The sequence below is a fragment of the Rhodobacter sp. NTK016B genome, assembly GCF_017303295.1.
In the GTDB taxonomy this organism is placed as follows: Bacteria; Pseudomonadota; Alphaproteobacteria; order Rhodobacterales; family Rhodobacteraceae; genus Pararhodobacter.
This window is the reverse complement of record NZ_JAFKOK010000024.1, coordinates 1-23935: the sequence shown is the minus strand read 5'-3', so window position 1 is coordinate 23935 and position 23935 is coordinate 1. Positions and strand designations below refer to the sequence as shown.

The window sequence follows — 23935 nt, the reverse complement described above, 5'->3', positions numbered from 1 at the left end:
GGCGCAGGCCGCCAAGAGGAGTCGCACATGTTCCGGGGTTCGCTTCCCGCTTTGGTCACGCCGTTCCGCAACGGCGCGGTCGATTACGAGGCGCTCGAGGCGTTGGTCGAATGGCATATCGCGGAAGGATCGCACGGGCTTGTCCCCGTGGGGACCACCGGCGAAAGCCCGACGCTGACGCATATCGAGCATGAACAGGTCGTGGAATTCGTCGTCAAATGCGTGAAGGGCCGCGTGCCCGTGATCGCCGGCGCCGGGTCGAACAACACGACCGAAGCGATCCGCCTGATGAAACATGCCGAAAGCGTCGGTGCCGATGGCGCGCTGATCGTGACGCCCTATTACAACAAGCCGACCCAGGCCGGGCTGATCGCGCATTACCGCGCGCTGCACGATGCCTGCGACCTGCCGATCATCATCTACAACATCCCCGGCCGTTCGGTCGTCGATATGTCGCCTGAAACCATGGGCGAACTGGCCAAGCTGCCGCGCATCGTCGGCGTCAAGGACGCGACCGGCAAGCTTGAGCGCGTGTCGATGCAGCGCCAGAGCTGCGGCGCGGAGTTCATCCAGCTCTCGGGCGAGGACGCCACCGCGCTGGGCTTCAATGCGCATGGCGGTGTGGGCTGTATCTCGGTCACCGCAAACGTGGCGCCCAAGCTCTGCGCCGAGTTCCAGGAAGCGACGCTGGCGGGCGATTACCACAAGGCGCTGAGCTATCAGGACCGCCTGATGCCGCTGCATGTGGCGATCTTCCTCGAACCGGGGTTGGCGGGCGCGAAATACGCCCTGTCGCGGCTCGGTCGCTGCGAGAACGAGGTGCGGCTGCCGATCCTCGGCGTGACCGAAAAGACCGCCGCCACCATCGACGCGGCGATGCGCCATGCCGGGCTGCTGAACTGACCGCGTGACAGCGCAGACATCGTGATACGGAACAGGGCCGCGCATGCGGCCCTGTGGCGTGTCAGGGAGGGGCGCGGTGCGGTGTCAGGGCGATGGACCGGGGGTTTCACACCCCCGGACCCCCGTGGAGTATTTGCGACAAAGTGAAAGGGGCGCGGGTGAGAAGAGCGGGTGGGGCGTCGCCTTTGGCCTTGCCTTGGGATTTCGCGTGTCAGGGGGGCGGTCGAGACCGCCGCGCGGCCCGTTTCACCCTTGAGCCAGACTGGCCCCGAGGCTAGACCGGGGCGGATCTGAGGGAGCCGCCATGTCGTTCAACACGTTCGGTCATCTTTTCCGCGTCACCACCTGGGGCGAATCCCACGGGCCCGCTTTGGGCGCCACGGTCGATGGCTGCCCGCCGGGCATCGCGCTGAGCGAGGCGGATATCCAGCCGTGGCTCGACAAGCGCAAGCCCGGCCAGAACAAATACACCACCCAGCGGCGCGAGGCCGATGCGGTCGAGATCCTGTCGGGCGTCTATGAGGGGCGCACGACGGGAACGCCGATCCAGCTGATGATCCGCAACACCGATCAGCGCTCGAAGGATTACGGCGAGATCGCGCGGACTTTCCGGCCCGGCCATGCCGACATCACCTATTACCAGAAATACGGCCTGCGCGATCCGCGTGGCGGCGGGCGGTCCTCGGCCCGCGAGACGGCAGCGCGGGTCGCGGCGGCGGGTGTCGCGCGGCAGGTTCTGGCCACGCTGGTGCCGGATCTGTCGATCACCGGCTACATGGTGCAGATGGGGCCGCGCGGCATCGACCGGGCGCGGCTGGACCTGTCGGTGATCGGCGAGAACCCGTTCTGGTGCCCCGATGCCGGGACCGCCGCGCTGTGGGCCGAGGACCTCGACGCTTTGCGCAAGCAAGGCAATTCGGTCGGGGCGACGATCGAGGTGGTCGCGCAGGGGCTGCCCGCCGGGATCGGCGCGCCGATCTATGCCAAGCTCGATTCTGAGCTGGCGGCGGCGATGATGACGATCAACGCGGTCAAGGGGGTCGAGATCGGCGCGGGCTTCGGCGCCGCCGCGCTGACGGGGGTCGAGAATGCCGACGAGATCCGCATCGGCGAGGACGGCCAGCTTGTCTATGGCTCGAACCATGCGGGCGGGGTGCTGGGCGGTATCTCGACCGGGCAGGACGTGGTGGTGCGGTTCGCGGTCAAGCCGACCTCGTCGATCCTGCAATCGCGCCAGTCGGTTACCATCGACGGGGAAAGCACCGATGTGGTCACCAAGGGGCGCCACGATCCCTGCGTCGGAATCCGCGCTGTGCCGGTGGGCGAGGCGATGATGGCTTGCGTGCTGCTTGACCAGATCCTGTTGCACCGCGCGCAGGTGGGCGAGGGGCCGCGCGGGCGCATCGGCTAACGCTGCGCGCGCCGCTCAGCCGTCGTATTGCGCGTCGGTAACGGGTTCCATCCAGTCGACGGATTTGCCGTCCTTCACCTCGTGGATCGCGGTATGCGTCATCGCCGTATCGGCGGCGGCGCCGTGCCAGTGCTTTTCACCGGGCGCAAACCACACCACGTCGCCGGGGCGGATTTCCTGAACCGGACCGCCCCAGCGCTGCACACGGCCGATGCCGGACACGACGATCAGCGTCTGGCCCAGCGGGTGGCTGTGCCATGCGGTGCGCGCGCCGGGCTGGAAGGTGACATTGGCACCCTGAACCCGCGCGGCATCGTGCGGGTTGAACAGGGCGGCGACCTGAACCGAGCCGGTGAACCAGTCGGACGGCCCTTGTTTGCTCTGGATATCGCTTGCGCGGGTGATGTCCATGATTTCGGTCCCTTGTCCTGACTGCGGGAAGCTGTGCCGCGCGCTGTCGGTCGGCGGCGGCCTTATCGTCACATTGACGGCGCGCGGGCGCAATCGCTACCCCGCCGGGTGGCAAGGTCATTCATGCGCGTCGTTCTGCTCACCCTGTTGCTGGCCCGTTGTGTTGGCCCTGCTGGGGCAATCACCGCCTGTATCCCTGCCTTGCAGCGGGCCAACGGGATCGAGTGACCGGCACCTCGCAAGAGGGCGAACGGCTCGCCTGTCTCCGGCACCCGGTACGCGCTGTCGCGGCGCCGGGTTCTACGACGAACAAGCATCAGAGGCGGCGGGTCAGAGACCCAAGGCCGCCTCTGCCGCAGCACCCACGCGCAGAAGCCGCGCCTCGTCACCCGGTCCGGCCATCAGCATGACACCGGCCGAGGCGACGCCCGTCGGCAGCGTCAGCGCGCAAAGGCCCATCAGGTTGCCGATCCGCGTGTTGCGCAGCGCCATCAGGTTTTCCGACGCGAAGAGATCCAGATCGGCCATCAGATCGTCGATCAGCGGCGGCACATTGGGGACCGAGGGGATCAACACCGCGTCATAGCCCGCGACCGCCGCGTGCCATTCCGCGCGCAGCCGCTCAAGCCGCCGCCACCCGGCCACGTAATCGGACGCGTTATGTGCGGCGCCTGCGCGGAACCTGTCGCGGACGGGCGGGAACATCACGTCGGGGGTCAGTTCGATCGTTTCGCCCCAGATGCCGTAGCATTCCGAGGTATAGAGAATCCCCGCCAGCGTCATCGCCTCGTCCACCGCAGGGATCTTTGCGTGGTCGATCACGGCGCCCGCCTTGCCGAAGGCGTCAAGCGCGGCGTCAAACCCTTCGGCGGGGGCCGGATGGATGTCGTCGAAGGCCACCGATTCCAGCACCAGAAGCCGCAGGCCGCCCAGCGCTGCGCCGCGCAGATCGACCGGCGCGCTGCCATCCAGAAGCGAGAAGGCCAGCGCCGCGTCCTCGACAGTGCGGGCAAGCGGCCCGACGGTGTCGAAGCGTTCGGCCAAAGGTACGCAGCCGGTGAGCGGGATGCGCCCGGCGGTGGTCTTCAGCCCCACCAGATCGTTCCACGCCGCCGGAACCCGCACCGAGCCGCCGGTGTCCGACCCGATGGCGAGCGGCGCCAGATCCCAGGCAATCGACGCCGCCGCGCCCGAGGACGAGCCCCCCGGCACCCGTGCGGGATCGTGGATCAGCGGCGGCGTCTGCGTCACCGGGTTCAGGCCCAGCCCGGAAAAGGCCAGTTCGGTCATATGCGTCTTGCCCAAAGGCGGCAGGCCCGCCTCGGTCAGGCGATCGACGACCAGCGCATCGCGCGCCGGCATCCGGCCTTTCAGCAACAGGCTGCCCGCTTCGGTCGGGACATTGGCGGTGTCGAACAGGTCCTTCCAGCTGACCGGAACGCCATCCAGTGGCCCGCGTCTTTGCCCGGATTTGGCCCGCGCCCGCGCCGCCGCCGCGATTTCCAGCGCGTGCAGGCGCATGGTCTGGGTGTAGATCCGGTCGCGATGCGGATGCGCCTCGATCGCGTCGAGAAAGCTCTCGGTCAGGTCCAGCGGGCAGATCTCGCCCGCGTCGATACCGCGTCCCAGTGCCGCCGCGCTCATCTTGCGCCAGGTTTCGCTCATGCCCATGCTCCTGCCGTTGCGCCCGAACGCTACCGCGCGCGTGTCGCATGGACAATCCCGGCGGCAGGAGTAGTTTGGCGCCATGACACAGGATGCCGATATTCTCATCGTGGGCGGCGGGCTGAACGGCCCGGCTTTGGCGCTGGCGCTGGCACAGGGCGGGCTCAGCGTCGCGGTGATCGACGCACGCCCGGAAACCAGCCGGGCCGAGGAAACCTTCGACGGACGCGCCTATGCGCTGGCCATCGCGTCGGTCCGCGTGCTCGGGGCTCTGGGCCTGTGGCGCGGGCTCAGGGACAAAGCGCAGCCGATCCTCGGCATCCGCGCCAGTCAGGGCCATGCCGGGCGCGGCGCTTCGCCGCTGATGCTGGGCTTCGATGCGGCCGAGATCGAGGAAGGCCCGATGGGCCAGATGCTCGAAGACCGGCATCTTTATGCCGCTTTCCTCGACGCGATGAAGGCCGAGCCGCGGATCACCCTGATCTCAGGCGCCCGCGTAGTCGCGCAAGAGACAGGCGACGGCTGCGCTGCGGTGATGCTCGAAGACGGGCGGCGGCTGACGGGCCGGGTGTTGGTGGGCTGCGACGGGCGCGATTCGGCGGTCGCCGCGCGCGCGGGCATTTCGCGCTGGGGGCACGATTACGGACAGACCGCGTTGGTCTGCGCCATCGAGCATGAGCGCCCCCACGAAGGCATCGCGCATCAGTTCTTCATGCCGCCCGGCCCGCTGGCGATCCTGCCGCTGCCGGGCCATCGCAGCTCGATCGTCTGGTCCGAACGCCGCGCCACAGCCGAAGCGATCCAGAAACTGGGCGAGGCGGAATATCTCGAGGTTCTCAAACCGCGCTTCGGCGATTTCCTGGGCGAGATCGCGCTGGCGGGCAAGCGCTTTGCCTATCCGCTGCGGCTGACCATGGCCGAACGCTTCGTGGCCGAGCGGCTGGCGCTGGTGGGCGACGCCGCGCATGGCGTGCATCCGATCGCCGGGCAGGGGCTGAACCTCGGCCTGCGCGACGTCGCGGCGCTGGCCGAGGTGCTGACGCTGGCCACCCGCCGCGGCGAGGATATCGCCGCGCCCGACGTTCTGGAACGCTATCAGGAATGGCGGCGCTTCGACGTGACGCGGATGGCGCTGGGCATGGACGCGGTCAACACGCTGTTCTCGAATGGGAATCCCCTGCTCGAAGCGGTGCGGGGACTCGGAATGGGGGCGGTGAACGCGCTGGCCCCGCTGCGACGCCATTTCATCCGCGAGGCGGCGGGGCTGAACGCCGCGACGCCGAAACTGATGCAGGGCGAGCGGATCTGACAGAAGGGGGCTGCCGCCCCCTCGGCGGTGCGCGCCTCACCCCCGCGAGTATTTGTGACAAAGTGAAAGGGCGAGGTCGGGACAATTTGATTCAAATGCCCTTCACTTTGCTTCAAATACTCATTCGCAGCGCCGGGGCCGGGATCAGGTCCCGCGGCGCTTGGCGCGCAGGGTGGGGTCGGCCTCGCGCGGGTTTTCGGGCCAGGGGTGGCGCGGATACTGCCCGCGCATATCCTTGCGGACATCGGCATAGGACGTGTCCCAGAAGCGGGGCAGATCGGTCGTGACCTGAACCGGGCGTTGCGCGGGGGACAGCAGGGTGATCTTCAGCGGCAGCCGACGCGGGCCAATGACCGGGTGTTCGGTGACGCCGAACATTTCCTGCAGGCGCACGGCGATTTCCGGCTGGCCGCCGGAATAGTCGATCGGCACGCGGCGATCGAGCGGCGTGGTGAAATGCGACGGCGCGAGGTGGTCCAGGCGTTGTTGCTGCTCCCAGTCAAGGCTGTTGCGCAGCGCTTCGTGCAGGTCGAGGGCCTTGAGATCCTCGGCGTTGCGGACCTTCGTCAGATAGGGCAGCAGCCAATCCTCGGCGCGATCAAGAAGCGCGGCGTCCGAGACATCGGGCAGGTCGGCCCCCTCGGCACGCAGCAGGGTCACGCGCGATTGCATCCGCCTTGCTGCCGGGCTCATGCCGCATTGCGCCAGACCGAGCGCACGGACGCCGTCGAGCGCGGCCCGTGCGCGCGCATCCGGCGGGGCGTTCCAATTGCGTTCGGCAAGGGTCAGCGCGCCCAGTTTCTCGCGCGATTTCGCCTGAACGCGGTTTTCGCGGTCGGACCAGTGGCAATCGTCCTGCCAGTGGATCAGTTCGGGGAATTGGGCGCGCAGCGAGGCCTCGCTGATCGGCAGCGCTTGCCGGATCCGGGCTTCGCGCGGATCGCCGTCGAGATCGGTGGCGACGATGAGCCGGGTTTGTGCCAGCGGATCGGCGGGGTCGAACACCGCCCCCTTGCCGCCCGAGAGCAGGTAGCGCGGCGCGTCGCCCTTGCGCCTGAGGCCGATCCGGTCGGGATAGGCGAGCGCGGCCATTTCGGCTGGGTCGAGGCCCTGATCCTCGGGCGCCATCCGGGCGAGGCGTTTGGCTTCCTGCCTCACCCGGTCCAGCGCGTCGCGGCGCAGCGGGTGGGAATGGTCGCGCTGATAGGCGCGGGGATCGTCCAGAGCCTTCAGGCGCAGCGACAGGTCGGCGGGCGCGCCCTGCAGGATGTCGCGTTCAGCGAGCAGCGCGGCGAGGGGGGCGGCGCCCTTGCCCGCGCGCAGCAGCATATGCGCGAGCCTCGGGTGCAGCGGCAGCGCTGCCATGCCCTTGCCATGCGGGGTGATCCGGTCTTGCGCGTCAAGCGCGCCCAGATCGCGCAGCAGGGCTTGCGCCTCGGCCAGCGGACCGGGGGGTGGCGGGGTCAGGAAAGGCAGAGCGCGCGCCCCCCAGAGAGCCAGTTCCAGCGCCAGCCCGGCCAGATCGGCGGTCTCGATCTCGGCGGGTGGGAAGGCAGACAGCGCGCCTTCCTGCCCCTTGGTCCAGAGCCGGTAGCAAGTACCCTGTGCTACGCGCCCGGCGCGGCCCCGGCGCTGTTCGGCCTCGGCAAGGCTGACGCGTTCGGTCACCAGCCGGGCCATGCCGGAATTGGGATCGAACCGCGCGCGACGCGCCTGTCCGGCATCGACCACCACGCGGATATCGGGGATGGTGAGCGAGGTTTCGGCAATCGACGTGGCCAGAACCAGTTTGCGCCCCTGCGTGGCGGGCGTCAGCGCCGTGCGCTGGTCCTTGAACGCCATGGCACCGAAGAGCGGTTGCAGATGCACGTCGCCCGGCAGTTTCGGGGCGAGCAGCGCGGCGGTGCGGCGGATCTCGCCTTCGCCGGGCAGGAAGACCAGCACGCCGCCCTCGGTTTCCGACAGCGCTTTCAGGGTCAGATCGGCTGCCGCCTCGGGCAGGCGGGCGCGGGCGGGCAGCGCGGTGTCAAGCCAGCGGGTTTCGACCGGGAAGGCACGCCCCTCGGCGGTCAGCAAGGGCGCGTCGCCCATCAGTGCCGCGACCGGGGCGGCATCGAGCGTGGCCGACATCACCACAAGCTGCAGATCCTCGCGCAACGCCGCGCGCGCTTCGAGGATCAGCGCAAGGCCCAGATCGGCATTGAGGCTGCGCTCGTGAAATTCGTCGAAAATCACCGCGCCGATACCGTCCAGCCCGGGGTCCGATTGCATCATCCGGGTGAGGATGCCCTCGGTCACGACCTCGATCTTCGTTTCGCGCGAGGTCTTCGATTCGCCGCGCACGCGGTAGCCGACGCGCCCGCCTGCCGTTTCGCCCAGCGTTTCCGCCATGCGTTCGGCGGCGGCGCGGGCGGCCAGCCTGCGCGGTTCGAGCATGACGATCCGCCCCTCGACATGGCCCAGCATCGCCAGCGGCACGCGCGTGGTCTTGCCCGCGCCGGGCGGGGCCTGCAGCACGGCCTGACCATGTGCCTTCAGCGCGGCCAGCAGGTCGGGCAGAAGCGGGTCGATGGGAAGGGCGGGGCCGGGCAGATCCATGCCCCGCTTATGGGCCATCGGGGGCGCGATTGGAACGGGGATGCGCCCTCAGCAGGCGTTGGCGAACCGCGCAAGGAGCAGGTTGAACGCGGCGGGCGTCTGGCGGAACGGCGCATGGCCCGCACCGGGCAGCCGTACGATCCCGTCGGCCCAGAGGCTCGGCGCGGTGAGCGTTTCGAAATATTCGGGCTTGATGAACGGGTCGTCGGCGCCGTTCACCACCGCGAAGGGCACCGTCATTTTCGCCACGATCTGCCGCTCATCCAGCGGCGCCCCGGCGACGACCGAACCGAACATGGTTTCCCGCGCGCGCCCGTCGGTGCGCTTCACCATATCCAGCAGATGCGGATCGACCGCGCCGTCGACGGCGCCGGTATGCAGCGCATAGGTTTGGGCGTCGTCCTCGGTGAAATCGCGCTTGGCGGTCAGGTTCTCGGCCTCGGGATCGATGTTAAAGGCCTGCATCAGGCATTCGAGCGTTGGCGTGACCGGCGGGGTGCCGCAGATCATCACGCCCGCAACCGGCGCCTTGCCCCTGCCCGCCAGTTCAAGCGCGGCGTGACCGCCCAGCGACCAGCCGAAGACGACGGGCGCGTCAAGCTCGAGGGCGGCGATCAGGTGCTCGAGCATCGTCGCATAGCCCGCGAAGGTATAGGCGGCGGCGGGGTCCGACGCGTCGTCCGAGGCGCCGTGGCCCGGCAGATCGGGGGCGATCAGGCGAAAACCGGCCAGTTCGGGCGCGTCGAATTGCGGCGCAAAAGCCTCCTTGCAGGCGGAATTGCCGTGCACCAGAAGCAAGGGGCGCCCGTTGCCGCCGCTGTCGAGGGCGGCGACGGTGCCGAAGGGAGTGTCGAGGCGGATCGTGTCGGGCATGGGATCTCCTTGGCGTTGCCATTTGAGCCTAGACTAGCGGATCACAACCCGCAGCATTCCTTTGAGCAGCAGGCGGAAAAAACCGCGTCCCAGCCGCGCAACCGCCGGGGCCAGCAGCGCCGCGAGCGAGGTCAGCGCCGAGAACACCCCGACGATCAGCGCCAGCACCTCGTCACTGAAGCGCAGACCCAGACGCAGGAAACGCGATTTGCCCAGCATTTCGAAAGCGCCCAGCGTGCGCGGACCCAGCGCATCCGAGGCCCGGGCGATCCGCGCGGCATCGGCGGGCGTGTCGATCGCGCCCATCAGATGCAGCGCCTGCCGCGTGCCCAGCCGCGTGTTGAGCCGTCCCAGATCCTGCGCCACATCGACCGCGGGCCGGATCACGGCGGGCCGCGCAAGCACCGCCAGATCGTCGGCTGAACGCACGGCAGGCAGCCGCGCCCAGTCGATACCGAAGGCGAAGGCGCGGCGGAACACGCCCAGGATCTCGGGCGCGAGCCGGCCCATCCGGTGTGCCACCCGCAACAGGCCCGAGCCGATTTTCACGCTATAGGATGTGCCGCCCGTGACCACGACAAGCCCGGTCGCGGCGATACCCACGAAAGCGATGCCCAGATCGACCTGATCGACCGTTTCGCCGGCAAGGTAATGCCCGCCCTCGCGCGTGAGCGCCACGAGATCCCCCAGCACGGTCAGGTTGACCGCCACACCGCAGCTCAGCGCCGCCGACAGCGCGCAATCGCGCAGATCCCAGGCGCAGGCGGCGCAGTCGATCCCGGTGGCGAGCCAGCCGTTATCCTCGGCATCGAGCGCCGCGCGCCGGGCCCAAAGCGCCTCGGGCAAGACGATGCCCTGTTCCCCGGCCAGCTCGAACAGCGCGTCGATCACCACCCAGTCGCGCGGATCCTCGGTCAGCCGCGCGGCGATCCGGGCTTCCAGCGCTTCGGGCGTGGCCTCGCGCGCGAGCGCGTTCTCATAGGCTCGCGCAAGCTGCGCCTCGCCCCGCGCGATAAGCGGCTCAAAGACCGGCATCCGCGCCAGATCGGCGGCCCACCAAAGCGTCCAGCACAACGAGACAAGCGCCAGAAGCGACAGGATCCCGCGTTCGATCCACCGCCGTCGGCGGGCTTTGGGATCAGATCGGGGAGTTTTGGGACGGGCGGCCATGATGCGCCCAATGTGGCGGGAGGGAACGCGGGCGGCAATGTCGAATGAGTATTTGTGACAGAGTGAAGAGGCAGGCCTGCGCCTCAACAGACACCGGGCGCACGGGTAAACGGACAATTTGAATCAAATTGCCCATCTTTAATCCGAAAATATCCTCGGGGGGTGAATTTGGCGAAGCCAAAGAGGGGGGCAGACAGCCCCCCCTTCTTGCATTCTCGTCCGTGCGCCTTGTCAGCGGCGCGAGCGTACCATGCCGACGATGTCGTAAGTCTGCTCCAGGATCGGCCGGGCAATGGCGTCGGCCTTGTCGGCGCCCTGGCCGAGGATGCGGTCGATCTCGGTCGGATCCTGCATCAGGCGGCTCATCTCGGTCGAGATCGGCGCAAGGGATTCCACGGCGAGATCGGCGAGCTTCGGTTTGAAAGCGCCGAAGCCCTGACCCGCGAATTCGCCCAGCACGGCGTCTTTGGTCTGGCCCGACAGCGCCGCGTAGATGCTGACGAGGTTCTTCGCCTCGGCCCGGTCGGCCAGCGCGTCGAAGGTCTCGGGCAGCGGTTCGGCGTCGGTCTTGGCCTTGCGGATCTTCTTGGCGATCGTGTCGGCATCGTCGGTCAGGTTGATGCGCGATGCGTCGGACGGGTCCGATTTCGACATCTTCTTGGTGCCGTCGCGCAGGCTCATCACCCGGGTTGCGGCGCCTTCAATCACCGGCTGGGTGATCGGGAAGAAGTCGGTCTTGTAGTCGTGGTTGAACTTCGCGGCGATATCCCGGGTCAGCTCGACATGCTGTTTCTGGTCTTCGCCCACCGGCACATGGGTGGCGTGGTAGACAAGGATGTCGGCGGCCATCAGCGAGGGATAGGCAAAGAGCCCCAGCGAGGCCTTTTCGGCGTCCTTGCCGGTCGTCTTGTCCTTCCACTGCGTCATGCGGTTCATCCAGCCCATGCGGGCCACGCAGTTGAACACCCAGCCCAGCTCGGCATGGGCCGAAACCTGGCTCTGGTTGAACAGGATCGATTTGGTCGGGTCGAGGCCCGCCGCAAGGTAGCCTGCCGCCAGTTCGCGGGTCTGGCGCCTGAGCGCTTCGGGGTCCTGCCAGACGGTGATCGCGTGCATGTCGACCATGCAATAGATCGTCTCGATGCCCTGGCCCTGCATCTCGACAAAGCGTTTGATCGCGCCGAGATAATTGCCAAGCGTGAGACCGCCCGAGGGCTGGATGCCCGAGAACACCCGTTGGGTGAACTTGGCATTCGGACTTGCTGCGTCGCTCACTGGCGTGACTCCGTGGTGGAAAAAGCACTGCATGTCGCTTATCGCTGGCACGCCGGGGCGTCAACAGACGCCGCCGGAAAGCCCATCGGGGACAGGATGACCGACGAACAAGACGATGACGAGCGCCTGCTGCGCGATCTGAACTCTTCGCCCATCAACGCGCTGCCGGGGATGGTGTGGCTGCTGGTGTTGCTGATCGCCGCCATCGAGCTGCTGCTGACCGCTGCGGGCTACGGGCTGATCGGCGGGCCTTCGGGCGTGGGCTGGCGGATCGAGGCGATCCAGCGTTTTGCCTATTCCAGCGCCGTCCAGTCGTGGATGCTTGAGACATGGCGTTTTCCGCCCATGCATCTGGTGCGCTATCTGAGCTTTCCCTTCATTCATGCCGGGGCCATGCACGCGATTTTCGCCATCGTGCTGATCGCCGCTCTGGGCAAGATGGTGGGCGAACGCTTCAGCGCGGGGGCGTTCCTGATCCTCGCCGTGCTGGTGCCGGTCCTGTCGGCCATCGTCTTCGGGCTTGTGATGGGCGAGGATCAGCTGGGCTGGCTGTTCGGCGCGATGCCCACGGTTTTCGCCCTCGTCGGTGCCTTCACATGGATGCGGTTTCGCGACGCGCAGGGCGACCGGGCGAAGCAGAGGCGCGCCTTCGGCATGATCGCGGTGCTTCTGGGCGCGCGGCTGGCCTTTGGCGTGATGGCCGAAACCGGCCCCGGCTGGATCGCCGAGGTCGCGGCTTTCGCCTTTGGTTTCGGGTTGTCGGCGCTGGTGCTGGGGCCGGGAAGCTGGCGGCGGCTGCGGGCGCGGATCCGGGGATAAGAACCGCAATGTCGGTTATGACTTGAGGTCAGCCCGGCTTCCCCTACATGCTAAGCGAAGATTTTACCAAACAGGGGCTTTCACATGGGTATCATCGGTTCGATCATCATCGGGGGGCTGGCGGGCTGGTTCGCCTCGATGTTCATGAAATCCGATACCGGGATCTTGATGAACATCATTCTCGGGATCGTTGGCGCGGCGGTGGCCGGGTTCCTCTTCGGCCTGCTCGGCGTCAGCTTTTCGGGCATCCTGGGATACCTGATCGCGGGCTTCGTCGGGGCGTCGATCCTGATCGCCGTGGGGCGCAAGGTTTTCTAGTCTACGGCCTATGGCTTTCAGATCCGGTTCAGCGGGGCCCTCAGCGGCCCCGCTTCATCGCGGATTTGAAATCGGACAGGCGAAAGGCGCCGATCAGGGCGCCTGCGCCGAAATAGACCACGATGCCTGCCAGCACCATCGCCAGCACGGCCAGATAGCGCCAGCCGGGCGTCTGCAGCATCGGGTCGAGCAACTGGATCACCCCCCAGACCGCCGCGCCCATGATCGCCGCCGCTGCGAAGATACGCGGGGCGCGGGCGCGCAGGCGGGTGTCGAATTGCGCGGCCTCGCCCATTCCCCGGCTGCCGCGCCAGAGCTGCCAGACCATCACCCAGCCCGCCGCCGAGGTGGCGACCGCCGCCGCGATATAGCCGATCACCGGGGCGAGCCCGATGGCGAGCGCTGCGTTCACGATCATCGACACCACGGCGTAATTGAACGGGCGGCGGGTGTCTTCGCGCGCGAAGAACAGGGGCTGCAGCACCTTTTGCAGGACGAAGGCAGGAAGACCGATGCCGTAGACGGCGACGGCCAGCGCAGTGGCGGCGGTGTCCTCGGGGCCGAAGCGGCCACGTTCGAACAGGGCCGAGGTCAGCGGCACGGCGGCCACAACCAGCGCCACCGCCGACGGGATCGTCAGCGCCAGCGCAAATTCGGTGGCGCGGCTATAGGAATGGCGCGCGCCCCCGGCATCGCCATTTTTCAGCCGCCGCGACAGATCGGGCAGCAGCACCACACCGATGGCGATGGCGACGACGCCGAGAGGTAGCTGATAGAGCCGGTCGGCATTGTAGAGCCACGCCACGGCATCGCCGAAATACGAGCTGACCTGCCGCCCCACCAGCAGGTTGATCTGCACCACGCCGCCCGCCAGCATGGCGGGGGCGGCGATGATCGCCAGCCGCTTCATCTCTGGAGAGAGGCGGGGCAGGCGGGGGATCAGGGTGATGCCCGCGCGGCGCGCGGCTTCCCAGACCAGCGCCAGCTGGGCGATACCCGCCACCGGCACGGCCCAGGTGATGGCAAGGCCGGGGTCCCAGCCCATGATCGGCACCAGCCAAAGCGTTGTGACGAAGATGATGTTCAAAAGCACCGGCGCGGCGGCGGCGGCGGCGAAGCGGCCGGTTGCGTTCAGAACGCCCGAGGCCAGAGCGGCCAGCGAGATGAACAGGACATAGGGAAAGGCGATGCGCCCGTAATCGACGGCAAGGCCAAAGCGCTCATCCTCGGCAAAGCCCGAAGCCATCAGCAGGACCAGCCACGGCATGAAGACCTGCGCCAGCAGGGTCAGGCCCAGCACCAGCGTGGCAAGGCCCGACATCGCTTCGCGTGCGAAATGGGCCGCGCCGTCGCCGGCTTCGTATTTCTTCGAGAACATCGGCACGAAGGCGGTGTTGAACGCGCCCTCGGCAAAGAAGCGCCGGAACATGTTGGGCAGCGAAAAGGCGACGATGAAGGCCTGCGCGGCGGGGCCGGTCCCCAGAACGGCGGCGATCCACGCGTCGCGCACGAAGCCCAGAATGCGCGAGGCAAGCGTCCAGCCGCCCACAGTTGCAAAGCCCTTGATCAGGCGGATCGGCGTCACGATGACCTCTTCATGCCACGGGGAGCCGCAGCATCGGGTCCCTCTTCTGTGGCGTCTTTTCGCATTGTCGCCGACGGCAGGCCAGCGATTTAACGGGGTTGGTGCTGTGCGTTCACGGCGCCGTCACCCGCGCGATCATCCCTGCCGCGCGCGTTCCGCCCCGGCCTCGATCGCCGCGCGAAGTTTCTTTTCCAGCGATTCCTGCCGTGACTTGGCGTGCAGCTTCAGGCCGAACATGTCCTTGACGTAAAAGCTGTCGACCACCTGCACGCCATAGGTCGCGATGGCGGCCGTGGCGATGTAGATATTGTTGGCCGCCAGCGTGCGCGTCAGGTCGTAGAGCAGGCCGGGGCGGTCGCGGGTATCGACCTCGATGATCGTGTAGATATCCGAGCCTTCGTTGTCGAAAACGATCTTGGTAGGCACCCGGAACTGCCGCTCGCGCCGCTTGACCTTGTCGCGGCTGACGAATTCCTGCGTCGCCACGACCTCGCCCGCGAAGGTCCGTTCGATCATCTTGCGCAGGCGCGGGAGGCGTGCGGCCTCATAGGGCTTGCCCTCGGCATCCTGAATCCAGAACTCGGCGGTCGCATAGCCGTCCTTGGTTGTATAGGTCCGCGCATCGACGATATTCGCGCCCACCAGCGCCAGCGCGCCCGACAGGCGCGAAAAGATGCCCGGATGATCGACCAGCGCGAAACAGACGCGGGTGGCGTCGCGGTCTTCCACCAGTTGCAGATCGACGCGGATCTCGCTGTCCGACAGGCCGCGCAGCAGCTTGGCGAAGACGACATGGGTGTCGGTCATCAGCCCCTGCCAATAGGGGCCGTAATGGCGCGCGGTCTCGGCGCGAAGATCGGCGCGGGACCAGTCGGGCAGAGCCTCACGCAAGGCGCGCTTCGCGGCGTTTTCGCGGTGCGAGCGGTTCAGCGCCTCGGCCCCGCCTTCGAGCAGGTCGCTGGTGCGCGCGTGAAGCTGGCGCAGCAGCATGGCCTTCCAGTTGTTCCACGTATTCGGGCCGACGCCGCGAATGTCGCAGACCGTCAGCACGGTCAGCAGGTCAAGCCGTTTGCGGGTCTTCACCGCCTTGGCAAAGTCGCGGATCGTGCGCGGATCGGCGATGTCGCGCTTTTGCGCCACGTCGGACATCAACAGGTGATGGCGCACCAGCCATTCCACCGTTTCGCAATCCTCGGCATTCAGGCCCAGACGCGGCGCCACCTTGCGGGCGATCTGCGCGCCGAGGATCGAGTGATCTTCGGGCCGGCCCTTGCCGATATCGTGCAGCAGCAGCGCGATATACAGCACCTTCCGATTGACGCCCGCGTCGAGGATCTTCGACGACAGCGGCAATTCCTCGATCAGTTCCTTGCGCTCAATCTGCGCGAGGGTCGAGATCACCTGAATCGTATGCTCGTCCACCGTGTAATGATGGTAGACGTTGAATTGCATCATCGCCACGATCGGCTCGAATTCGGGGATGAAAGCGGCCAGCACGCCCAGCTCGTTCATCCGCCTGAGCGCGCGTTCGGGGTTGCCGTGCTTGAGCAGCAGGTCAAGGAAGATGCGCACCGCTTCCGGGGATTCGCGCACGCCGGTTTCGAACAGGTGCAGGTTGGCCGAGACCAGCCGCATCGCGTCGGGATGGATCAGCAGCCCGGTGCGCAGCGCCTCTTCGAACAGCCGCAGCAGGTTGAGCGGATCTTGCAGGAAGGCCTGCGGATCGACGATGTTGAGCCGGTTCAGATCGACGCGGTAGCCGTCCTTGACCTTCTTGCGCCGCCGCAGAAGCCGCATCAGCGCGGGCGCCTTCTTGACGTGGCGCGCTTCCAGCCCGGTCAGGAAGATCCGCGTCAGCTCGCCGACCTGCGTGGCGTGGCGGAAGTAATCCTGCATGAAATGCTCGACCGCGCGGCGCCCGCCATGGTCAATATACAGCATCCGCTCGGCCACTTCGGGCTGCACGTCGAAGCTGAGCGTGTCGCTGGCGCGGCCGGTCAGGAAATGCAGATGGCAGCGCACCGCCCACAGGAAGGTCTCGGCGGCGCGGAAGCTCTGGTATTCGGCCTCGGTGAAAAAGCCATGGCCGACCAGCTCGGCCGCCTTGTCGGCACCGTAGATATACTTGGCGATCCAGTAGAGCGTCTGCAGGTCGCGCAATCCGCCCTTGCCCTCTTTCACATTGGGTTCCAGCACATAGCGCTGACCCCCCTGCTTGCGGTGCCGCTCGGCCCGTTCGGCCAGCTTGGCTTCGACGAAATCGGATTGCGTGGTGGCGAAAAGCTCGGCCCGCAGCCGTTTGCGCAGGGTCTGCGACAGCGCCTCGTTCCCGGTCAGATAGCGGGTCTCCAGAAGCGCGGTGCGGATCGTGTAATCCTCGCGCCCGAGCTTGAGGCATTCATCCACGGTGCGCGAGGCATGGCCGATCTTCAGCTTCAGATCCCACAGCATATAGAGCGTGGATTCGATCACGCTTTCGGCCCAGCCGGTGATCTTGGCGGGCAGAAGGAACAGCAGGTCCACATCGGAATGCGGCGCCATTTCCGCGCGGCCATAACCCCCGACCGCCAGCACCGCCATGCGCTGCCCCTTCGAGGGCGCGCCGTTGGGATGCAGGTCAAGCTGGGCAATGCGCAGCGCCGAAATCACCACCACATCGATCAGCCATGTCTGCGCCCGCACGAACGAGCGGGAATCGCGCGGCGCGGTCGACAGCGTGTCGGCCAGCACTCCGTTCCCATCGCGCAGCGCCTGTCCCAGCGTCTTGACGGCAAAGGCGCGGATCTCGCGCTGGTCGTCGAGCTTGGCGATGCCGTCACGCAGGGCGGCGTCGAGCTTGTCGAGATCGCAGATCCGGGTCTCGTCGATGATCATCGCCTCGCCCGGTTCGGGGGCGGGGGGAAGCGCGTAGCGCCGCTGAGCCTGAAGGGGCATGGCGGGTTCGGCAATCGTCACGACGGGTCCTCTCTGGGGGGCTGTATGGGCCGTCCGCAGCGCAGGCGCCGACGCGACGGCCCGGTCAGGGCTGAAGGGTCACCGCGGGGTCAGAGCCCGGTGCCCGCGAAGCTGCGCGGCGCCGGGTCGAGGATCACCACCGCGTTGTCGCGGATCGTCGCCACGGCCAGCCCGCGCTGGTTGGTGCCGTCGGGCAGGAAACGGAACACGCCGTTGACGCCGACAAAGCCAGATCCCTGCGTCAGCGACGCGCGCGAGAAGGCATCGGGCGAACCCGTCCCCAGCAGCGCGCCGATCGCGGCGATACCGTCATAGGCCAGACCGGCAATCGGGTGCGGCGCGGCGCCATAGGCGGCCTCGTAGCGGGATTCGAACTGCCCGGTGACGGCCGGGTCGGGCAGGGTGAACCAGCCCTCCTGCAGGCCGCGCAGCTGCAGCGTTGCGGGCGGCACGTTCCATTGCGTCACGCCCATGAACTGGAATTGCGGCGGCGCGATGCGGTTGTCGGGCAGAAGCTGCGCCAGAACCGGCAGGGCGCCCGCGCTGTCGGCAGTGAACAGGATCGAGCGCGCGCCCGAGGACCGTGCGGTCGAGGCCAGTTGCGGCAGCGCGTTGACGATCCCCTGCTGCGAGAATTCATAGGTCTCGGTGGCGACGATCTGCGCACCGGTTTCCGCCGCCGCCCGGTTGACCGAGGCCAGCATCAGCTCGCCCGCCGTGGTCCGCTCGCCGATCACCATGACCTGCCCGCGATCATTGGCATTGGCATAGGTCAGGATGCGGCGCGCGGCATTGTCGGGTGTCAGGCCCAGCACGAAGACGTTGTTTCCCGCGATGGCCGGGTTGTTCGAGAAGGCCAGCACGTTGATGCCGTCGCCCGCCACCGCGGTCCCCACCGCCGTGGCCTCGGCCCCGTGGACCGGCCCGAGGATGATGCGCGCGCCCTCGTCAACCGCCTGCCGCGCGACCTGCGCGGCAATCGCCGGATCGCCCTGCGTCGAATAGACCCGCAGGTCGATCTGCACGCCGGTCAGGTCGCCCACCGCCAGACGCGCCGCGTTTTCCAGATTCGAGGCCAGGATGTCGTTCCCCTGCGTCGCCGAACCCGCCGGAACCAGAAGCGCCACGGACACCGGCGCATCGGGGTCGATGCTGGCCGTGCCACCGCCGCTCAGACCCCCCAGACTGACGGGACCGCAGGCCGCGAGCGTCAGAAGACCGACAAGGGCCCCGCGACGGGTCAGGCGGCTCAGGGAACGGCGGGGGCTGAAGAAGGCGCGCATCGAAGTCCTCTCGGTGACTTTGGTTCGTGTCTCGGACGGTTGGGAAACGGGCGCTGTTCACAACCGGGTTATGACACCGATCTGCATCGGTGCGGGGGGATGACAAGGTCGATTATCGGGCTGCGGCTTGCAGCGGGTTGCAACGCGGGCAACAGTATTGAACAGCAGGGGTGAAGTAAACGTGTCTGTGGAGCGAGCATGACCCAGAACGACAAGCCGGAACGCCCTGACAAGCCGCAAACCACGCCCGAAACCGGGCAGGATGCGCAAGGCTCCGCCGATACCTATCTCGATATCGACGCCGATGAGGGCGCGGGCGTTGTGGTCGGAGCCGGCTGGCGCCGCGCGCCGGGACGCATTCCGCCGGGGCTGCATCTGGTCTCGACCCCGATCGGGGCCGCGCGCGACATCACGCTGCGCGCGCTCGATGTGTTCGCGGGCGCCGATGTGCTGGCGGCCGAGGACACCCGCAGCCTGCGCCGCCTGATGGAAATCCACGGTGTGCGGTTGGGCGGGCGCCCGCTGTTCGCCTATCACGATCATAACGGCGCGCAGGTCCGCCCGCGTCTGATGGCGCTGCTGGCCGAGGGGAAATCCGTGGCCTATGCGAGCGAGGCGGGCACGCCGCTGGTGGCCGATCCGGGATTCCAGCTGGCCCGCGCCGCCACGGCCGAGGGCCACCCGGTGCTCGCCGCGCCCGGTGCCTCGGCGGTGCTGGCCGCGCTGGCGGTGGCGGGACTGCCCAGCGACCGGTTCTGCTTTGTGGGGTTTCCGCCCGCGCAGGGCGGCGCCCGGCGCGCGTGGCTCGACGAGGTGACGGCGATTCCCGCGACGCTGGTCATGTATGAAAGCCCCAAGCGCGTTCACCGATTGTTAGGGGAATTGTCGCAGCATGGCGGACGCGAGGCGGCGTTGTGCCGCGAATTGACCAAACGCTACGAAGAAGTGATTCGCGGTACGCTGGACGATGTCGCCCGGGCGATCGAAGGGCGTGATCTGAAGGGCGAGATCGTCGTTTTGCTGGGCCGCCCCGAACCGCGCGAGGTCGAAATCGATCTCGACGCGGCGCTGCGGGCGGCGATGGACGGAACCTCGCTGCGTGAGGCGGTCGATGCCGTGACCGAAGCCACCGGCCTGAAGCGGCGGCAGGTCTATCAGCGCGCGCTTGCGCTGGCGAAGGGGGATGAATGAAAGGCAAAGGATCATGAGCGGATCACTGTCCTATCATGCCGGTCTCTCGGCCGAGGGACAGGTCGCGCGCGATTACCAGCGTCGCGGCTTCCCGCTGGTGCAACATCGCTGGCGTGGCAAGGGCGGCGAGATCGATCTGGTGATGCGCGACGGGGACGGTTTCGTCTTCATCGAGGTCAAGAAAAGCCACAGCCATGCCCGCGCCGCCGAACGGCTGTCGGCGCGGCAGATCCAGCGGCTTTATGACAGCGCGTCCGAATTTCTGGGCACCTGCCCGATGGGGCTGAACACGCCCGCGCGCTTCGATGTGGCGCTTGTCGACGGGATGGGCCGGATCGAGATTCTGGAAAACGCGCTCTGCGCCTGAGGGCTGGGAGACCCGACGGCAGGACGTACCCCTCTGCGGGTCAGGATGCGGACGTGGGTTCTGCGCAGAACCGCTGGACTTCCGCTCGGGCAATTGAAACTTCCCCGCGTCTGGGCCATCTATCCTGTGGGCCGGCATTCTGCCGCGTCCGGATTGACCGGCAGGAGGTGGCATGGCGCTGCGAATCGCTTTCCAGATGGACCCGATCGAGGGCGTCAACATCAACGCGGATTCGACCTTCCGCCTGGCCGAGGAAGCGCAGGCGCGCGGCCATGACCTGTGGGTCTACACGCCCGACAAGCTGACCTTCGACGAAGGCAAGCTCTATGCCCGCGCGCGGCCATTCACCGTCAAGCGGGTGCAGGGCGAGCATGTAGAATTCGGCCCCGAAGAGCGGATCGCGCTGGCCACGATGGATGTCATCTGGCTGCGTCAGGACCCGCCTTTCGATATGGGCTACATCACGACGACGCATCTGCTGGACATGATCCGCGACGAGGTGCTGGTGGTTAATGATCCGTTCTGGGTGCGTAACTACCCTGAAAAGCTGTTGGTTTTGCAATTCCAGGACCTGACGCCGCCGACCATGATCGCCCGGTCTCTCGACGAGATCAAAGACTTCAAGCATCGGCATGGCGACGTGATCCTCAAGCCGCTCTACGGCAATGGCGGCGCGGGCGTGTTCCGGCTCGATCAGAACGACCGCAACCTGTCTTCGCTGCATGAGCTGTTCACCGGGTTCTCGCGCGAGCCGCTGATCGTGCAGAAATTTCTGCCCGCCGTGTCCAAGGGCGACAAGCGGGTGATCCTGATCGACGGCGAGCCGATCGGCGCGATCAACCGCGTGCCCGCCGAAGGCGAGACGCGCTCGAACATGCATGTGGGCGGTCGCCCCGAAAAGGTCGCGCTGACCGAGCGCGATCTCGAGATCTGTGCCAAGATCGGCCCGCTTCTGCGGGAAAAGGGTCAGGTCTTCGTCGGCATCGACGTGATCGGCGACTGGCTGACCGAGATCAACGTGACCTCGCCCACCGGGATCCAGGAACTCGAACGGTTCGACGGCATCAACGTCGCGGGCCGTATCTGGGAGGTTCTGGAGGAAAAGCGCGCCGCCTCATGAGTTGGCAGGCGCAGGTCATCCGCGCCATCGCGCTGCGCTTCTCGCGTCCGGCCCTGCGCCGTCAGCGTGACCCGGTCGCGGCGCGCGCTCATTTCGAGCGCCTCGCGCGGCGCAGCTTCCGCGTGCCCCCCGGCACGCTGGACCTGCCGGGCGAGGCGGGCGGCACCCCCGGCCTGTGGGTGTCGAACCGGCCCGAAGATAGCGGCGTGATCCTGTATTTTCATGGTGGCGCCTATCTGATGGGCAGCCCGCGCAGCCATCTGGCACTGGGCGCCGAACTGGCGCGGCGCACCGGTACGCGCGTGTTCATGCCCGATTACCGGCTCGCTCCCGAGCACCCGTTCCCCGCCGCTTTCGAGGATGCCGAGGCCGCGTTCCTCGGGCTGGTCGCGCTGGGCCATGCGCCCGAAACCATTGTTCTGGCGGGCGATTCCGCCGGTGGGGGGCTGGCGCTGGCGCTGCTCGCGCGGCTGTGTGCGCGGGGGCTGTGCCCGGCGGGTTATGTCGGGTTCTCGCCCTGGACCGACCTGACGCTGTCGGGCGCGTCGCTGGTCACCAATGCCTCGCGCGATCAACTGCTGCCGGGCCATCGCCTGACCGAGATCCGGGCGATGATCCTCGGCGGGGCTACGCCGCAGGACGCGATGGATGCACGCCTGTCGCCGCTGCATGCCGAGTTTCCCGACCCGCCGCCCGTGCTGATCCATACCGCGCAGACCGAGATCCTGCGCGACGATGCGCTGCGTATGCGCGGCCGCCTGCCGCGCGCCGAGATCCGGCTGGCCGGTGATCTGCCGCATGTTTGGCCGATGCTGTTCAACTGGCTGCCCGAGGCGCGCGACACGCTCGACGACACGGCGCGTTTTATCCGGCGGGTTCTGGCACCAGAAGCCGAAAGCTGATCGCCTCGGCCACATGCGGGGCGCGAATATCGGTGCTGGCGTCGAGATCGGCGATGGTCCGCGCCAGCCGCAACACCCGGTGATAGCCGCGTGCGGTCAGACCGAAACGGTCCGCGGCGCGGGCGAGGATCTCGCGCCCCTCGGTATCGGGCGCGGCGATTTCTTCGAGCAGTGCGCCTTCGGCATCGGCATTGACCCGCACTCCCGGATGCCCGGCGAAGCGCTGCGCCTGCCGTGCACGCGCGGCGTCGATGCGTTCGGCCACAGCCTGCGAGGTCTCGCCCGAGGCGGGTAGGTCCAGATCGGACCACGCGACGGCGGGCACGTCGAGCCGCAGGTCGAAACGGTCCATCAGCGGGCCGGAAATGCGGCCGATGTAATCCTCGCCGCAGGCGGGCGCGCGGTTGCAGGCCCTCCCCGGCTCGGCAAGGAAACCGCAGCGGCAGGGATTGGCCGCCGCAACCAGCAGAAAGCGGCACGGATAGCGCACATGGGCGTTGGCGCGGGCCACGACGACCTCGCCGGTTTCGATGGGCTGGCGCAGGGTTTCCAGCACGGTGCGCGGGAATTCGGGCAATTCGTCAAGGAACAGCACCCCGTTATGGGCAAGGCTGATCTCGCCCGGTTTCGCGCCCTTGCCGCCGCCGACGATCGCTGCGACCGAGGCGGTGTGATGCGGTTCGCGGTACGGGCGCAGGCGCGAGATGCCGCCATCGTCCAGAAGCCCGGCCAGCGAGTGGATCATCGAGGTTTCCAGCGCTTCCTCTGGCGAGAGGGGCGGAAGAAGGCCGGGCAGGCGGGCGGCGAGCATGGATTTCCCCGAGCCCGGCGCGCCGATCATCAATAAGTGGTGGCGCCCGGCCCCGGCGATTTCGAGCGCCCGCTTGGCGCGTTCCTGCCCCTTCACGTCGCGCAGATCGCGCGGCGACGGCGGTGACGTTACCTCGCCCGGCATGGCGCGGGGCAGGGGCGCGCGGCCGGTGAAATGGGCGATGGCTTCCTGCAGGCTGGCGGGCGCGAAGACCTGCGCGGCGCCGACCCAGGCGGCCTCGGCCCCGCAGGTATGCGGGCAGATCATCACGCAATCGGCGGCGGCAGCGGCCATTGCGGCGGGCAGCGCGCCCACGACGGGGACCAGCGCGCCGTCGAGCGACAACTCGCCCAGCGAGACCGATTGCGCCAGATCCTCGGGCGGGACGATGCCAAGCGCGGCGAGCAGCGCCAGCGCGATGGGCAGGTCGAAATGCGAGCCTTCCTTGGGCAGGTCGGCGGGCGACAGGTTCACGGTGATGCGCTTGGGCGGCAAGGCAATCGACAGAGAGGTCAGCGCGGCGCGCACCCGTTCGCGCGCCTCCGAGACCGCCTTGTCCGGCAGGCCCACGACATGAAAGGCGGGAAGGCCGGGCGAGAGCACGCATTGCGCCTCGACCAGTCGGGCTTCGAGGCCGTCGAAGGCCACGGTGCGCGCGCAGGCCAGCATCGTTTCCCCCGTTTCCGAACCCTTTACCGAACGGGTTCAGGATCGCGGTTAACCATTTAAGAGAGGTTAACGGCGGAAGGGGCACCGGAAGGGCGGTGCTATGAATGCAAACGGGCGCCCCGAAGGGCGCCCGCGTCAAGGTTTCGATCCGGGATCGCTTACTTGATGATTTTCGACACGACGCCGGCGGCGCCCTGAGTGTCCAAGATCACTTGATGATCTTGGAGACGACCCCGGCCCCAACCGTACGGCCGCCTTCACGGATAGCGAAGCGCAGCTTCTCTTCCATGGCGATCGGCG

The 23935-nt window shown here is 67.6% G+C and carries 20 protein-coding genes; 9 read left to right on the top strand and 11 right to left on the bottom strand.

What is annotated here, in order from left to right; all coding sequences use genetic code 11:
* Positions 1-27 precede the first annotated feature (27 nt).
* Both dapA and aroC read left to right on the top strand, forming a co-directional pair.
* On the top strand, positions 28-903 hold the full coding sequence (gene dapA / locus JI664_RS22525; protein ID WP_207016033.1) for a 4-hydroxy-tetrahydrodipicolinate synthase: 876 nt from the start codon (positions 28-30) through the stop codon (positions 901-903).
* Positions 904-1207: 304 nt separating this feature from the next.
* The gene (aroC, locus tag JI664_RS22520) at positions 1208-2314 is read left to right on the top strand and encodes a chorismate synthase (protein ID WP_207016032.1); all 1107 of its coding nucleotides are present in this window, start codon (positions 1208-1210) and stop codon (positions 2312-2314) included.
* A 15-nt stretch (positions 2315-2329) separates the two neighbouring features.
* Here the strand turns inward: aroC and JI664_RS22515 are convergent, their stop codons facing one another.
* Entirely contained in the window at positions 2330-2725 is a 396-nt protein-coding gene (locus JI664_RS22515; RefSeq protein ID WP_207016031.1) for a (R)-mandelonitrile lyase, read from the bottom strand.
* A gap of 330 nt (positions 2726-3055) precedes the next feature.
* A complete protein-coding gene (locus JI664_RS22510; protein ID WP_286174244.1) occupies positions 3056-4390 on the bottom strand; it encodes an amidase in 1335 nt (444 codons plus the stop codon).
* An 82-nt stretch (positions 4391-4472) separates the two neighbouring features.
* On the opposite strand from JI664_RS22510, the gene JI664_RS22505 reads away from it, so the two are divergent.
* The gene (locus JI664_RS22505; RefSeq protein WP_207016030.1) at positions 4473-5699 is read left to right on the top strand and encodes an FAD-dependent monooxygenase; all 1227 of its coding nucleotides are present in this window, start codon (positions 4473-4475) and stop codon (positions 5697-5699) included.
* A 144-nt stretch (positions 5700-5843) separates the two neighbouring features.
* On the opposite strand, the gene hrpB is transcribed toward JI664_RS22505, so the two are convergent.
* The 4 genes from hrpB to trpS all read right to left on the bottom strand — a co-directional run bounded on the left by hrpB (position 5844) and on the right by trpS (position 11615).
* Positions 5844-8297 (bottom strand): ATP-dependent helicase HrpB, encoded by a 2454-nt coding sequence (gene hrpB, locus JI664_RS22500; protein ID WP_207016029.1) that lies wholly within the window; start codon positions 8295-8297, stop codon positions 5844-5846.
* A gap of 48 nt (positions 8298-8345) precedes the next feature.
* On the bottom strand, positions 8346-9170 hold the full coding sequence (locus JI664_RS22495) for an alpha/beta fold hydrolase (protein WP_207016028.1): 825 nt from the start codon (positions 9168-9170) through the stop codon (positions 8346-8348).
* A gap of 33 nt (positions 9171-9203) precedes the next feature.
* A complete protein-coding gene (locus tag JI664_RS22490) occupies positions 9204-10340 on the bottom strand; it encodes a hypothetical protein (RefSeq protein WP_207016027.1) in 1137 nt (378 codons plus the stop codon).
* A gap of 231 nt (positions 10341-10571) precedes the next feature.
* Positions 10572-11615 (bottom strand): tryptophan--tRNA ligase, encoded by a 1044-nt coding sequence (gene trpS, locus JI664_RS22485; RefSeq protein ID WP_349768758.1) that lies wholly within the window; start codon positions 11613-11615, stop codon positions 10572-10574.
* Positions 11616-11711: 96 nt separating this feature from the next.
* On the opposite strand from trpS, the gene JI664_RS22480 reads away from it, so the two are divergent.
* The gene (locus JI664_RS22480) at positions 11712-12434 is read left to right on the top strand and encodes a rhomboid family intramembrane serine protease (RefSeq protein WP_207016025.1); all 723 of its coding nucleotides are present in this window, start codon (positions 11712-11714) and stop codon (positions 12432-12434) included.
* Positions 12435-12518: 84 nt separating this feature from the next.
* A complete protein-coding gene (locus tag JI664_RS22475; RefSeq protein ID WP_207016024.1) occupies positions 12519-12752 on the top strand; it encodes a GlsB/YeaQ/YmgE family stress response membrane protein in 234 nt (77 codons plus the stop codon).
* A gap of 40 nt (positions 12753-12792) precedes the next feature.
* Here JI664_RS22475 and murJ read toward each other — a convergent pair whose 3' ends face one another.
* The 3 genes from murJ to JI664_RS22460 all read right to left on the bottom strand — a co-directional run bounded on the left by murJ (position 12793) and on the right by JI664_RS22460 (position 18575).
* Positions 12793-14337, bottom strand: coding sequence for a murein biosynthesis integral membrane protein MurJ (gene murJ, locus JI664_RS22470; protein ID WP_207016023.1), 1545 nt, complete (start codon positions 14335-14337; stop codon positions 12793-12795).
* Positions 14338-14472: 135 nt separating this feature from the next.
* Entirely contained in the window at positions 14473-17271 is a 2799-nt protein-coding gene (locus JI664_RS22465; RefSeq protein WP_207016054.1) for a [protein-PII] uridylyltransferase, read from the bottom strand.
* Positions 17272-17381: 110 nt separating this feature from the next.
* Positions 17382-18575, bottom strand: coding sequence for a penicillin-binding protein activator (locus JI664_RS22460; RefSeq protein WP_207016022.1), 1194 nt, complete (start codon positions 18573-18575; stop codon positions 17382-17384).
* A gap of 198 nt (positions 18576-18773) precedes the next feature.
* Between JI664_RS22460 and rsmI the strand changes: the two genes are divergently transcribed.
* The 4 genes from rsmI (at position 18774) to JI664_RS22440 (ending at position 22155) form a co-directional block, all read left to right on the top strand.
* Positions 18774-19766 carry a 16S rRNA (cytidine(1402)-2'-O)-methyltransferase gene (gene rsmI, locus JI664_RS22455; RefSeq protein WP_207016021.1) on the top strand — a complete coding sequence of 331 codons (993 nt, stop codon included), beginning with the start codon at positions 18774-18776 and terminating at the stop codon, positions 19764-19766.
* Between the two features lie 13 nt (positions 19767-19779).
* On the top strand, positions 19780-20133 hold the full coding sequence (locus tag JI664_RS22450) for a YraN family protein (protein WP_207016020.1): 354 nt from the start codon (positions 19780-19782) through the stop codon (positions 20131-20133).
* Positions 20134-20311: 178 nt separating this feature from the next.
* A complete protein-coding gene (gene gshB / locus JI664_RS22445) occupies positions 20312-21253 on the top strand; it encodes a glutathione synthase (RefSeq protein ID WP_207016053.1) in 942 nt (313 codons plus the stop codon).
* A complete protein-coding gene (locus JI664_RS22440) occupies positions 21250-22155 on the top strand; it encodes an alpha/beta hydrolase (RefSeq protein ID WP_207016019.1) in 906 nt (301 codons plus the stop codon). The genes gshB and JI664_RS22440 overlap by 4 nt, the downstream gene beginning before the upstream one ends.
* Here JI664_RS22440 and JI664_RS22435 read toward each other — a convergent pair.
* The gene (locus JI664_RS22435; RefSeq protein ID WP_207016018.1) at positions 22118-23635 is read right to left on the bottom strand and encodes a YifB family Mg chelatase-like AAA ATPase; all 1518 of its coding nucleotides are present in this window, start codon (positions 23633-23635) and stop codon (positions 22118-22120) included. The genes JI664_RS22440 and JI664_RS22435 overlap by 38 nt on opposite strands.
* A 208-nt stretch (positions 23636-23843) precedes the next feature.
* On the bottom strand, positions 23844-23935 hold a 92-nt coding region (locus JI664_RS22430; protein ID WP_207014085.1), incomplete at its 5' end, for a hypothetical protein.

Bases quoted from the DNA above. Each gene is read 5' to 3' on its own strand.
- aroC (WP_207016032.1), top strand. From the start codon at position 1,208: ATGTCGTTCAACACGTTCGGTCATCTTTTCCGCGTCACCACCTGGGGC.
- JI664_RS22510 (WP_286174244.1), bottom strand. From the start codon at position 4,390: ATGAGCGAAACCTGGCGCAAGATGAGCGCGGCGGCACTGGGACGCGGT.
- JI664_RS22475 (WP_207016024.1), top strand. From the start codon at position 12,519: ATGGGTATCATCGGTTCGATCATCATCGGGGGGCTGGCGGGCTGGTTC.
- JI664_RS22440 (WP_207016019.1), top strand. From the start codon at position 21,250: ATGAGTTGGCAGGCGCAGGTCATCCGCGCCATCGCGCTGCGCTTCTCG.
- JI664_RS22490 (WP_207016027.1), bottom strand. From the start codon at position 10,340: ATGGCCGCCCGTCCCAAAACTCCCCGATCTGATCCCAAAGCCCGCCGA.
- JI664_RS22515 (WP_207016031.1), bottom strand. From the start codon at position 2,725: ATGGACATCACCCGCGCAAGCGATATCCAGAGCAAACAAGGGCCGTCC.
- dapA (WP_207016033.1), top strand. From the start codon at position 28: ATGTTCCGGGGTTCGCTTCCCGCTTTGGTCACGCCGTTCCGCAACGGC.
- JI664_RS22465 (WP_207016054.1), bottom strand. From the start codon at position 17,271: ATGCCCCTTCAGGCTCAGCGGCGCTACGCGCTTCCCCCCGCCCCCGAA.
- JI664_RS22505 (WP_207016030.1), top strand. From the start codon at position 4,473: ATGACACAGGATGCCGATATTCTCATCGTGGGCGGCGGGCTGAACGGC.
- JI664_RS22450 (WP_207016020.1), top strand. From the start codon at position 19,780: ATGAGCGGATCACTGTCCTATCATGCCGGTCTCTCGGCCGAGGGACAG.
- JI664_RS22435 (WP_207016018.1), bottom strand. From the start codon at position 23,635: ATGCTGGCCTGCGCGCGCACCGTGGCCTTCGACGGCCTCGAAGCCCGA.
- JI664_RS22495 (WP_207016028.1), bottom strand. From the start codon at position 9,170: ATGCCCGACACGATCCGCCTCGACACTCCCTTCGGCACCGTCGCCGCC.
- JI664_RS22480 (WP_207016025.1), top strand. From the start codon at position 11,712: ATGACCGACGAACAAGACGATGACGAGCGCCTGCTGCGCGATCTGAAC.
- rsmI (WP_207016021.1), top strand. From the start codon at position 18,774: ATGACCCAGAACGACAAGCCGGAACGCCCTGACAAGCCGCAAACCACG.
- JI664_RS22460 (WP_207016022.1), bottom strand. From the start codon at position 18,575: ATGCGCGCCTTCTTCAGCCCCCGCCGTTCCCTGAGCCGCCTGACCCGT.
- hrpB (WP_207016029.1), bottom strand. From the start codon at position 8,297: ATGGATCTGCCCGGCCCCGCCCTTCCCATCGACCCGCTTCTGCCCGAC.